General features: G+C 40.6%; 11 protein-coding genes. 9 read left to right on the top strand and 2 right to left on the bottom strand.

Annotation, left to right across the window (positions count from 1 at the left end; all coding sequences use genetic code 11):
- Nucleotides 1-36: 36 nt before the first annotated feature.
- Entirely contained in the window at nt 37-1038 is a 1002-nt protein-coding gene (locus tag EVU92_RS19215; RefSeq protein WP_130052763.1) for an NAD(P)-dependent oxidoreductase, read from the bottom strand.
- A 149-nt stretch (nt 1039-1187) separates the two neighbouring features.
- Between EVU92_RS19215 and EVU92_RS19220 the strand changes: the two genes are divergently transcribed.
- The 7 genes from EVU92_RS19220 to EVU92_RS19250 all read left to right on the top strand — a co-directional run bounded on the left by EVU92_RS19220 (nt 1188) and on the right by EVU92_RS19250 (nt 7283).
- Nucleotides 1188-2207, top strand: coding sequence for an AraC family transcriptional regulator (locus EVU92_RS19220; protein WP_130052764.1), 1020 nt, complete (start codon nt 1188-1190; stop codon nt 2205-2207).
- 96 nt (nt 2208-2303) lie between these two features.
- Nucleotides 2304-2996: an SDR family NAD(P)-dependent oxidoreductase gene (locus EVU92_RS19225; protein WP_130052765.1), complete on the top strand. Its 693-nt coding sequence runs from the start codon at nt 2304-2306 to the stop codon at nt 2994-2996.
- Between the two features lie 9 nt (nt 2997-3005).
- A complete protein-coding gene (locus EVU92_RS19230; RefSeq protein ID WP_130052766.1) occupies nt 3006-4544 on the top strand; it encodes an AMP-binding protein in 1539 nt (512 codons plus the stop codon).
- A 96-nt stretch (nt 4545-4640) separates the two neighbouring features.
- Nucleotides 4641-5060 carry a DUF3429 domain-containing protein gene (locus tag EVU92_RS19235; RefSeq protein WP_130052767.1) on the top strand — a complete coding sequence of 140 codons (420 nt, stop codon included), beginning with the start codon at nt 4641-4643 and terminating at the stop codon, nt 5058-5060.
- A 54-nt stretch (nt 5061-5114) separates the two neighbouring features.
- A complete protein-coding gene (locus EVU92_RS19240) occupies nt 5115-5486 on the top strand; it encodes a hypothetical protein (protein ID WP_130052768.1) in 372 nt (123 codons plus the stop codon).
- A 4-nt stretch (nt 5487-5490) separates the two neighbouring features.
- On the top strand, nt 5491-6291 hold the full coding sequence (locus tag EVU92_RS19245; RefSeq protein WP_130052769.1) for a class I SAM-dependent methyltransferase: 801 nt from the start codon (nt 5491-5493) through the stop codon (nt 6289-6291).
- A gap of 2 nt (nt 6292-6293) precedes the next feature.
- Nucleotides 6294-7283 (top strand): Gfo/Idh/MocA family oxidoreductase, encoded by a 990-nt coding sequence (locus tag EVU92_RS19250; protein WP_130052770.1) that lies wholly within the window; start codon nt 6294-6296, stop codon nt 7281-7283.
- A 16-nt stretch (nt 7284-7299) separates the two neighbouring features.
- On the opposite strand, the gene EVU92_RS19255 is transcribed toward EVU92_RS19250, so the two are convergent.
- Nucleotides 7300-8655, bottom strand: coding sequence for a flagellin (locus EVU92_RS19255; protein WP_168990042.1), 1356 nt, complete (start codon nt 8653-8655; stop codon nt 7300-7302).
- Between the two features lie 184 nt (nt 8656-8839).
- On the opposite strand from EVU92_RS19255, the gene EVU92_RS19260 reads away from it, so the two are divergent.
- Together EVU92_RS19260 and EVU92_RS19265 are read left to right on the top strand one after the other, a co-directional pair.
- The gene (locus EVU92_RS19260; protein ID WP_130052772.1) at nt 8840-10516 is read left to right on the top strand and encodes a methyl-accepting chemotaxis protein; all 1677 of its coding nucleotides are present in this window, start codon (nt 8840-8842) and stop codon (nt 10514-10516) included.
- A 431-nt stretch (nt 10517-10947) separates the two neighbouring features.
- Entirely contained in the window at nt 10948-11802 is an 855-nt protein-coding gene (locus EVU92_RS19265) for a DMT family transporter (protein ID WP_130052773.1), read from the top strand.
- The last annotated feature ends 2 nt before the right edge of the window (nt 11803-11804 follow it).

The raw sequence follows: 11804 nt of genomic DNA on the forward strand, positions 1-11804 counted from the left end.
GAGTGTGCCCTCTTTTCACTTACTATTAATATTTCTTTAATTTACTGGAGCGGTATCTATCCGCAGTTCTTCTTTGCAAAGCCCTTGCTCATACGCCCACTGCAATGCATGTTGCATACCTTGCTGTAAGGTAAATTCAGGCTTATAACCCAAAATACGATGTGCTTTTTCATTACTATATGCCGCACTTTTACGGCTTAGCATACGCATTGTTGATGGGTTGATATCGGTAGTTTTACCGACCAAGTGATAACACCACTCGATAAACCCTGTTAACTTTATTGCTAAGGCGTAGTTCACAACCTTGACCTGCTTTTTCTTTTGCGCCTGAGCCAAGTAATTAAAATAAGTTTGATTAGTCACTTGCTCAGGTCCTGATAGATTAAAAATCTCACCGCTTGCATCATCGCTCATGGCGCTTAAGTAAATGCCTTTGACTAGATCATCAATATAAATAGGTCCAAACATGCCCTCGGGCACCATAAATGTCCCCTTTGCGATTTCTTGTAAAGGGTAGGCTATCCAAGGTCGTGATCCTGGTCCGTATACATCGCCAGGACGAATAATCGTGACATTGAGTTTTTTACTGGCGTGATAGCTTAGCGATAAATGCTCGCTCATCATTTTCGAGTCGTTATAGGCTCGACCATCAGGAAACAAAGGTGCATCTTCTTTAATGTCAGTTTGCAAATCACTGCCATAGACTGCGGTCGACGAAATATGAATAAAACGTTTTACGGTGTTTGCTGCCACAGCTGCATCAAGCAAATTTTTCGTCCAACCGACATTCGCCTGCCAGGTTTGCTTGTAACTAAACGCGTTTGAAACAATTGCCGCTGTATGAATAACTAAATCGCAGTCATTCATTAATGAGCGCCAGCTAGCTGGCTCATTTAAATTACCTGCAATAATATTGAGCTCTTCACAGGGAATTAAATCAACCCCACATACATCGATTCCATGCGCTTTAAAGTAGCGCGCAAGTGTTCGACCAATGAAACCATTGCCGCCACTTATAAAAACTTTTGAGTAATGCATTGTGTGTTCCTCTTAAGTATATTGCGGCCCTATTCACCGTTCTCAGACCAATCAGTTAATACATTGTTAAACTTTAATGACCTCTATTACTTTACTTTTCGCGCAATTGTTTTTACTTTTTACGCCAGCACATTCAAAAAGAGCACACTATGCCCCGATTAACACAAGCACCTGATCTAATTAGAGTATCTGCTCTACACGGCTATATTGAACTGATTGAAAGTAAATTGGTGAACCCTGACGCACTACTATCGCGCGTTGGTTTAGACAGAAAGCAATTACAAGAAGCCAATAACTTTGTGCAGTATCAGCAACTCATCCAGTTGTTAGAAATCACAGCGAAAGAATTAAACCTGCCCTATTTCGGGTTAGAGTTAGGCCGTTGGCAAAGCTTGAACATTTTGGGGTCAGTGGGTTATTTGATGGGGAATTGCGACACCCTTGAAATGGCGTTAAAAAATTTAACTAAGTACTATCATGTGCATCAAAATAGCGCTGACTTACTCCTTGAAGTAGACCAAGACTATGTAAAACTGTCGTTTTTAGTGCGCAGTAGCTTAAAATTGAGTGTTTACCATGGTGCCGACTTAGCTTTAAGTGTTGGGGTCAATTTGTTAAAGCAATTAACCGATGATCAAATAAAACTGCATCGTTTGGAGCTTCCCCACAGTTGCGATGAAAATCCTAGTGTTTATCGTCAAGCCCTTGGGCAAATTCCAACATTCAACTGCGCACACACCGCAGTTGTATTTGATAAAAAATATCTCAAGCTCACTATTAAAAATTCAGATAAACAGTTATTTTCTATACTTAGCCAACAGCTCGGACACCTTCAAGACACGAAACGAGAAAACATCTCTGATCACGTTGAAGTTCTGATCAAACAATATCTACTTCATGAAGAGTTTGGTGTAAATCTGATCGCCGAAAAGCTATCAATGAGTGCACGTAGCTTGCAGCGGCACTTAACAAAGCATGACACAACCTTTCGTGAATTAGTCGATGACGTGCGTTGTAATTTAGCACATCAGTATTTAACTGAATCTAGCCTCAGCTTATCAAACATCTCAGATATATTAAGCTTTTCTAATTACAGCGAATTTACTCGAGCTTTCAAGCGTTGGTATGGTATTCCACCAAAAAATTATCGTAAGTCTCATTCCTGTTAATGGCGTAAAAAGTTAAAAACAAGTCGTTTAAAGCTAAGTTTTCTGTTAACAACTTATATATATTGACTAGCTAGTTTCGCTAATTATTGGTCATGCATGTTAAGAAGAGTGTTTATTACAGGTGCCAACAGTGGCGTTGGGTTCGAGTTAGCAAAGCATTATATTCGCCGAGGTGACGATGTAGCTCTCTTCGGTTTTCAATTTAGCGATAAAACCAGACATGCCTTAATTGAGCTTAAAAATACAGATCAGTACGTTGAATTTTTTGCGAGCAACATTGCCGATTTTGAAGCGTTACAAATCCAGGTAAACAATGCTATTTCAGCGATAGGCAAACCCGAATTAGCAATAGAGTGCTCACAATTTTGTTTTGAGAACAGTGAGCAACCTTGTCACAAACTTGGTTTAGCCAGTCACAATTTTGCTAATGCAATAAGCCCTTACCTTGATATGAATAGTCACCTAGCTTTAACGACTCCCACCACCAATGCAAACAAACTTTCACCAGACCCCAGCTTCTTACTTCTTACAAAGGAGCTACGTCAAAAGTTAAAACCAAGCAATATTAAAGTCAGCTTAATTTGTACTTATAAAATTGACACTTTACTTAAAAACTCAACCGTAACCTCTAAGCAAGTTTTACAAGGCTTAGATAAGCAAAAATTAATGGTGATCTTAGGCTTACAATCTAAACTAACCTATATCATGAGCCGTTATTTACCGAATTGGATAATGAGTTCTGTGATTGATCGCCTCATCAAACAACAACTAATAAGAACAACACGCTAAGGAACAACCATGGACACACATGATAACCTCACGCAATTAATTGAGCATACATGTCAGACGTATGCCGCTCTTCCTGCCTATAACAGTGCAGGTAAAACGCTCACTTTTTCTCAAGTAGAACAACAATCTCGCTATTTAGCACAGTGGTTTCAGCATCAAAGCGGTCTTGTTGCGGGGGATCGAATCGCTATTCAACTGCCTAATATTGTTGACTACCCTATCGTTACCTATGCAGCATTTCGAGCCGGATTAATCGTTGTAAATACCAACCCGCTTTACACTGCTCGTGAAATGCTGCATCAGTTTAATGATGCAGATGTTAAAGCCATTGTTATTCTTGACGCCCTTACCGATAAATTAGCAACGATTATCAATGATACCTCGATCAAAACCGTTATTGTTGCAGCCGCGGTTGCTGAGCCGACATTGCAAGAGGGTCAATTTTCATTAAATGAACTCATTCGCCAAGGTGAAAGGCTCACACCACTTAGCGCTCATCAGGCAAGTCGTGACGATATTGCTGTTTTACAATACACTGGCGGGACAACTGGAGTTGCCAAGGCCGCAATGCTAAGTCATGGCAACATCTTAGCCAATGCCGAGCAAATGAATGAGCGCTTTGATGACATTTTAACGCCAGGCCAAGAAACCGGTATTTGCCCGCTTCCGCTTTATCATATTTACGCCTTTACGGTGAACATGGTTGGCCTATTTGCCATGGGGCAATTTAATGTACTTATTCCAAACCCTCGTGACCTCGATGCTTTAGTGAAGCAAATAGAACCGTTTGAAATTAATTACTTTTCAGGTATTAACACCCTTTTTATTGGCTTGTGCATGCACCCGGGGTTTAAGGCTCTGAACTTTTCAAACTTAAAAATGACAGTTTCAGGGGGCGCAGCTTTAACACATGCTGCAGCTGATGCGTGGATGAGCACCACAGGTTGCACAATCACAGAAGGCTATGGCTTGTCAGAAACCTCGCCCGTTGCCACACTTAATGACTTTAAAAAAGAAGAAATTGGCAGCATTGGCCGCCCACTATCAAACACCACCGTGGAAATTTGGGATGAAAACGACGAGCCTGTTGCTGACGGTGAGTCTGGCGAGATAGTTGTTAAAGGCCCGCAGGTGATGATTGGTTATTGGCAGCGTCAAGACGAAACAGACAAATGTATGAAACGAGGTTTTTTCAAAACTGGTGATGTGGGTCTGAAACTTCCAAGTGGTAATTACAAAATTGTAGACCGTTTAAAAGACATGATTATTGTTTCTGGCTTTAACGTGTACCCTAATGAAGTTGAAAACGTACTTTGTCAGCACCCTGCAATCTGCGAAGCGGCCGTAATTGGCGCAAAAGATGAAAAAACTGGGGAGCGTGTTTGTGCCTACATTACCTTAAAAGAGCACATTGATGAGCAACAAGTGAGTGACTATTGCCGCGAAAACTTAAGTGCTTATAAAGTGCCTAAATCAATCATTTTTATGGAACAATTACCTAAATCGACGGTTGGCAAAATTCTACGTCGAGAGTTACGCCAACAATAAAGCGATCGTTTTAGCCGCCTAACTGGTATAAAATAGTTAAAAGATAAAAGCATACCGTTAGGTATGCTTTTTAATTTAAGCGGTTTTAAGGTCATTATGGAAAAGTTTATTAATCACATTCAACTCGGTTACTTAGGTTTACTGCCGTTTTTAGGCTGCGTTGGCTGGCCACTCATCGCAGGCAGTAATGCTGTCAACTTAGACTTTTTCACTTTTTATAGCATCGCTATTTTAGCCTTTATGGCTGGTAACTTATGGCATGCAGGCCAGCAAACGCATGCTGATGCCATTAAAGCGATCATTCCTATCTTACCTATTGGCTTTTTAAGTTTTTTACCAACAACCTGGACTCTCGCTTGGCTAGCGGCAAGCTTTTGGCTTGTATTATTATTCGAGAAAAGCTCGCCGCAGTGGCAAACCTATCACGTTGATTATCAAAAAATGCGATTTGTTTTAACCTCAGTTGTATTTGTATGCCACATTTTTGTGATTGGTATGAGTATCTATCCTGAGTAGCCCTTTAGCCCTGTTTGCGGTAACATCCGCGGCTCAGTTTCTTAAGGACTTGCTATGATAGATCAATTGCGCGCCAAACTAGACCTCCTCGGCGAAAATTACGTTGAAAAAGGCGCTCACTTTAAAATTAAAGTGATTCCTTTTTTTTGTGCTATCCACATCAAAAAAGATCACAAAAACCAAGGTACTCTAAAGTTATATTCCAATCAGTTGATTGAAATATTTTTAGCTACCATGTTCTTATTATTCGGGTTAATGCTCTTTGACACAGATGCAGGCTTTACGCACGGTCCTATTCATATCGTTATTGCCGTTTTAATAAGTTTTAACTTAATATTTAAGCAAATAGCGATTGAAGGACTTAAAACTCGCTTAGCGCTTTGTCCTGAAATCGCAGTTGAAAAAGCGCAAAAACAAGGCAAATAACAACATGTTTTTAGACCCTAGTTGGCGCATTTTGACGGTAGGGGATGGTGATTTGTCATTTTCGCATTCCATTGCTCGTCATATAAACCCCGCTAAGCTTGTTGCTTCGACCTATGATGATGCAAACACTATAGAGCAAAAATATGCCGACAATGCACTAAGCGCTTTGCAACAACTAAATGTAGCAACACTCACTGAGTTTGATGTTACACAGCCCGATTCATGGCTGCGCTTAGGCGAGGCACGTTTCGATCTGGTTATTTTTCAATTTCCACTTATACCTGCGTTTAAAGGTGAAGCAGCATTCAAAGCAAATACCCAACAAGGTGGTATGAATGTTTTAAACCGCGCTTTGTTGCATCACTACTTAGACTACGCAAGCCAATTCGCATTAGATAAAAATGGCCCAATGCTGTGTTACATCACCTCTAAAGATGTAAAACCGTATCGCGAATGGAATATTGAAGGCACGTTAAATCAAGGACTTAATTGCCAGTATCTTGGCCAAATGCCATTCGATATTAGCGTGTTTCCGGGCTATAAAATTCGCAATGTTGATCGCGATAAACACGTTAAAGACACCAGCGGCATTACCTATGTATTTAGCGAAAAAACTGACCATGACATTACCTCTAAGCTGACTTTACCCGCTTATTTAGGTGATAAACACTGTGCTTTATGCCGCGTTGGCCCTTATATGGCACAAGAAGATGAAGACAAACATTTGTTAAGCAAGAAACATAAACAAATGGAAAAATTTGAACAGGATTGGCAAGCATGGCTTGCACAAAACAACCAGGAGTAAATATGAAATTTGTGATTGTAGGTACCAATTTTATAAGCGACACGCTACTGAGTGCAGCCAAACAAATTGAACAATTCTCCTTATATGGCGTTTGCTCTCGAGAGCAGCAAACAGGTGAGTCTTTCCTTGCAAAGCACGACATTGCAAACGCAAAAGTATTTACCAACATTGAGCAAGTGTGCCAAGACCCATTAGTCGATGCCGTCTACATTGCTGCACCAAATAGCTTCCACAAAGACTACGCTGTAATGTGTTTAAAAGCCGGTAAACACGTTTTAGGTGAAAAGCCTTCTGCTGCTAATAGCACAGAACTTGAGGCAATTATTCAAGCAGCAAAAACGCATCAACGCTTATACATGGAAGCGATGATGACCACCCATTTACCAAACTTTGCACGTTTAAAAAATGCCATCACAAAAATTGGCACACCACGAAAATATATTGGTCAATATAGTCAGTACTCATCACGTTACGATAAGTATAAAAATGGTGAGCGCCCAAATACTTTCTTGCCAGAGTTTGCTAACGGCGCATTAGTAGATTTAGGCATTTATCCGCTATATATCTTACTTGCAATTTGGGGTGCCCCACAAACAGTAAAAGCCAGTGGCGTATTACTTGAAACCGGTGTTGATGGGGCTGGCGACGTATTATTAAATTATGCCGATAAGCAGGCGCTGATCAGCTACTCTAAAATCTCGCAAGGCGATAATTTTACTGAAATTCAAGGTGAAAAAGGCCGTATTCGTATCGAAGCAGTATCACTATTAAAACGCATGCAGTTTATCGGGAACGATGGTACTGTCGAAGAGCTCTCTGAGCCATTTGATGAACACTTTATGCGTCATGAAGTAAGCCATTTCATTCAAGCAGCGAATGCCGGACAAATTGAGTCGTCAGTTAATACCCATGCACTGTCAAAACAAGTCATGGCAGTGCTTGATGAAGCGCGAAGTCAGCTTGGTGTTGTCTATCCTGCAGACAAAAGCTAATAATGACCTAGGGCAGCTATTCTAGTTGCCCTAGCAAACTCAAAATTCCATCCTTAGTAATATTCCTCGCTTGCATAGCAACACTAACACCCGCTTGTTGAACAATATCTAGTGATACTTTTTCTGCCATTACTTTGGCAAAATCGGTATCTTCAATTCGCTGGTTTGCTGAACTTAGCATCGACGACTGATTAGATTCATTGCGTATAGTCGACTCAATTGCATTCATTTTTGCCCCGACTTCAGCTCTGAACCCACCGATACGCGACAATGCAGTGTCAATTCTAGCAATTGCATTTTGAGCCAAGTCTTCGCGGCCTATAGTAATGCCCTCAATTGTTAAAGAACCAGCACTGGCATCAATATCTTCAAATATAATATAACCATCTTCGCCAATTGCTTGGTCTGTTGATGTTACCATCATCGGACCATCACTTGATTCAGCAGATGATGAATTTAAACTCCCTAGAGAGTCCCAACTGGCAGTAATTCGAAACATACCCGAGCCAATCACTGTAAGAAGCAGCGGCTCGGTTACATTATCAATGAATATTTCTTCATTTGAACTACCTGAGCTTGGGTTACCATTCCCCGAGTAGGTAAAGTTCATTCCATTAATAGTTTGACTATTTACAGCTGGGAAATTAAAACCTCCCCCCGTAAATAAATTGCCATTGCTATATGTTTCTGTGCCTTGGTAACCATTTGCTGGAGTAAATAAATTTGCCTCAATTCTAGATTGCACAGACGATAAATCTTGCCCAACTAAATGCTCGCCAGTTTGGGTAAATAGATTTAAATCATCATTCGCACCATTATCATTTATTTGAATCCTGACGTTCGTTGAACCCGCAGGTATTAGGCCTAAAGAAATATCTCCTGAGCTCATCCCTTGCTGAACATTATTAGAAAACACTTCATCTAATACCGGAACATTATCTAAATTCGTCTCTAGTTCAGGCTTAGACATTAATGGTTTTTTACCAAAAATTTCTGTATTTACTACAACGCTATTTATATGATCTCGTAATTGTGAAAACTCTTCATTTAACGCTTCCCTATCTATATCTGTATTTGAGCCATTTGCTGCTTGAAGAGCTAAAGTTCGCATGCGTTGAAGCGTATCTGTGAGTTCTGATAAACCAGCATCAGCAACTTGTCCATAGCTAATACCATCTTGTAAATTTCGAAGTGTTTGTTGCTTCACTGCTAATTGTGTTGTTAATCGATGACTTATCTGTAGGCCAGCAGCGTCGTCTTTTGCAGAGTTTATACGTTTCCCCGAAGCTAATTTCTCATAGGTTGAGGTAATAGATTGCGTGTTTTGCAGTGAACTTGGCGTGCGTAGTCGTGGCGAATTGATCGTCAACATTTTGTCTTCCTTGGCAAAAAGACTAGACGAAGCAAAACTCATACCATTTCATTAGTAACTAAAAGTTTTCAACTTTCCTTGAATTAACCTTCTTAATGAATGTTCATTTGTAACAATATTTTTGCGGTTGTAGGTTATTGCACTATGTTTAAATTATGCATTATTTAATTTGTGAGACTTAGCCTTGTCTATAAGATTTTTATTAAGAGCCGTTTTCGCAGCAACTATTACCCTTGCTGCAGGACTACTCGTCATAATTTTATTGTTGCAAGCAGGCCAAGATAAAAGTTTATACTCTGCCCAGCAGCGCTATGAACTAAGCCATCTTGCACAGCTTTCATCTTCAAATTCGATTCACCTTACTGAACTTGCCCGTCAACATGTTGTGACTTTAGATAAGCGCTATAAAGACGAATACTATAAGCTTGTTGATCAAATTCAAGGAAAAACAACTTGGCTTAATGGTGAAAAGAAAAGTTATGAACAGCGCTTAAAAGCTTATAATGTTGCCGCTGACGACTTAGCCCTTTTACAAAAATCAAACGATTTATCACTTAAACTGATTGAAACAGAAGAAAATGCATTTAGTTTAGTCAGTAATTTGATTGGTCAAGATACTAATAATTTGAGTCCAGCCGAGCACAAAAAATGGGTGCATGCTATCGAGCTTTTAACCAACGATGCATACATGGCCGAAGTTGAGAAAATTCAGCAGCCTGTTCAAGCCTTTTTAAGCTCAATCAAGAAAAAAAGTGCAGCGGATGTAAAAAGCAATCATGACAGTGTCGTCACCCTAAGTTTAATAAGTACAGCTTTAGTGCTCACTATTATTGCCACCTTAATATTGTGTTATTGGCAATTAGAAAAAAAAGTGATTAAAGCCACCCATGCCTTGATCGATGAAGCGAAGCGTATCTCTGAGGGGGATTTATCTTGTTATATAGACCACAAAGCCGATGACGAAATAGGTCAGCTTGCTAGTAGCTTTAACATTATGGTCGATAAGCTCTCACAACTACTTAGAGAAATACACGATCAATCAGAGCAAGCTCAAGTGGCAGCGAGAAGCTTAGATGAAATTTCGCAGCAAGCTAAAACGTTGAATGATATTCAAAGCCAAGCAATTGAGGTTATTTCAAGCTCAGTATACGAAAACTCAACGGCCGTTAAGGAAGTATCACAAAACTGTGCAGAAGCGGCAAGCAGTGCGACATCTGCAAATCAAAAAACTCAAGATGGTCTACAGGTAGTGCAACAAGGTGTTAGTTCTGTTGAATCAGTGGCCGACACCTTAACCAAATCACTAACGGACCTTAATCAACTGGAAGCCTCAGTAAATGAAGTAACTGTTATTTTAAGTGTTATAAGTAACATTGCTGAACAAACTAATTTACTGGCACTCAATGCAGCAATCGAAGCAGCACGAGCTGGTGAACAAGGCCGAGGATTTGCGGTTGTCGCAGATGAAGTAAGGACCTTGGCTAGTCGTACACAAAGCTCAACCCTTGAGATCCAAGAGAAAATTGACTCATTACAATCGGCGACCAATGCCGTGACACAAAGGATCCGCTCAAGTGATGCGCAAATAAAAGAGGCTGTGGTAAATTCAGAAAAAGTTGGCCATATGCTCGATGAAATTAGCGTTCAAGCAAAAGCTATTTCTGATGCCAATATGACCATAGCTTCTGCATCTGAGCAGCAATCTCAAGTGACAGAAGAAATCGCCCGGCGCTTAAACGAAGTTCAAGACACAAGCCGTAAGTCACAGCAACAAACGCAAAGTATTTCAGATTCATCAAGTAAATTGGCTAACTTGGCAAATAACTTAAACGGGCAAATTAATCGCTTTAAATTAAGCTAGTCGCTGAGTATACCAGCGATTAGCGATTAGCTTAAAATCGGAAAGTAACAGATGCACCGATTGTTCGTGGATTAACAACGGCCATATAGCCTTGTGGGTGACGACCACTGACAGGCTCTTGTGAGGTATACGTTTTTCATCCAAGGCATCGTTGATATAGACGCTTACCGACCCTTGCTCGTTATCTTAAGCCTTCTATAAACGCTGTAATGAGTTTATGACTAAACGTCATCAGCAAAAATCAGCCTAAACAAACCATCATTTTCACCTTAAAATAAGCAAGGCTAGCTTCTCTAGATATCAAAGCAATTTGATACCCATATTTCGCTTTATCGAAAATCTGTGTCCGTTTAACGAAAAACATTTCTTCTCCAATAAAACATCAGTAGAATCGCCGCAAACTTGAGCTATTAACTTTCATAAGGACAGTGATGCTGCGCACCATTCCACCGTTTTTTATTGCTGTTATTTGCGTGCTTCTTGCAATGGTTACCATTCAATCTGGAGCCTCTGTTGCAAAGCAATTATTTCCTTTAATTGGCCCTGAAGGCACAACCGCACTGCGCTTAGGTTTTTCAGCAGCTATTTTGTGCCTTGTTTTTAAGCCTTGGCGAGCATTTCCGCCTATCGGGCAGCGCATGCCGATTATCGTTTATGGCTTAAGTTTAGGTGGCATGAACATTCTGTTCTATTATGCCATTGAACGTATTCCTTTAGGGATAGGTGTTGCGCTAGAGTTTACAGGTCCCCTTGCGGTTGCTCTACTTTCGTCACGTAAAAAACGCGACCTATTTTGGGTAGCCTGCGCCATTGCTGGCATTATTTTATTGCTACCCGATATGAAGGGCGAAGACAGCCTCGACCCTATAGGTGTTATTTTAGCCCTTGCGGCAGGAGCGTGTTGGGCGTTTTATATATTGTTTGGCAAAAAGACCGGAAACCAAGGCTCAGGCGGGATGACCGTTGCCATGGGTATGAGCGTTGCCGCGATTGTACTTGTGCCTTATGGCGGCGTTTCACAAGGGGCTGCACTATTGAGTTGGGAAGTGTTACCACTGGGTCTTTTAGTAGCCATCATGTCTAGTGCACTACCATACACACTAGAAATGGTTGCGCTTCGCAATATGCCAGCGCAAGGTTTCAGCATCATGATGAGTTTAGAGCCAGCCATTGCTGCATTGGCTGGCTTTATGATCCTAGGTGAGTTTTTAAGCATGTGGCAATGGCTAGCTATTTTATTAGTGATTACCGCCTCGGTTGGCAGCTCAATGTCGAATAATAAATAAAT

Source organism: Pseudoalteromonas sp. MEBiC 03485, from assembly GCF_004195145.1.
Classification (GTDB): Bacteria; Pseudomonadota; Gammaproteobacteria; order Enterobacterales; family Alteromonadaceae; genus Pseudoalteromonas; species Pseudoalteromonas apostichopi.

Coding starts and splice junctions, on each gene's coding strand:
- EVU92_RS19265 (WP_130052773.1), top strand. CDS start 10,948: ATGCTGCGCACCATTCCACCGTTTTTTATTGCTGTTATTTGCGTGCTT.
- EVU92_RS19225 (WP_130052765.1), top strand. CDS start 2,304: ATGTTAAGAAGAGTGTTTATTACAGGTGCCAACAGTGGCGTTGGGTTC.
- EVU92_RS19230 (WP_130052766.1), top strand. CDS start 3,006: ATGGACACACATGATAACCTCACGCAATTAATTGAGCATACATGTCAG.
- EVU92_RS19220 (WP_130052764.1), top strand. CDS start 1,188: ATGCCCCGATTAACACAAGCACCTGATCTAATTAGAGTATCTGCTCTA.
- EVU92_RS19250 (WP_130052770.1), top strand. CDS start 6,294: ATGAAATTTGTGATTGTAGGTACCAATTTTATAAGCGACACGCTACTG.
- EVU92_RS19235 (WP_130052767.1), top strand. CDS start 4,641: ATGGAAAAGTTTATTAATCACATTCAACTCGGTTACTTAGGTTTACTG.
- EVU92_RS19255 (WP_168990042.1), bottom strand. CDS start 8,655: ATGTTGACGATCAATTCGCCACGACTACGCACGCCAAGTTCACTGCAA.
- EVU92_RS19240 (WP_130052768.1), top strand. CDS start 5,115: ATGATAGATCAATTGCGCGCCAAACTAGACCTCCTCGGCGAAAATTAC.
- EVU92_RS19245 (WP_130052769.1), top strand. CDS start 5,491: ATGTTTTTAGACCCTAGTTGGCGCATTTTGACGGTAGGGGATGGTGAT.
- EVU92_RS19215 (WP_130052763.1), bottom strand. CDS start 1,038: ATGCATTACTCAAAAGTTTTTATAAGTGGCGGCAATGGTTTCATTGGT.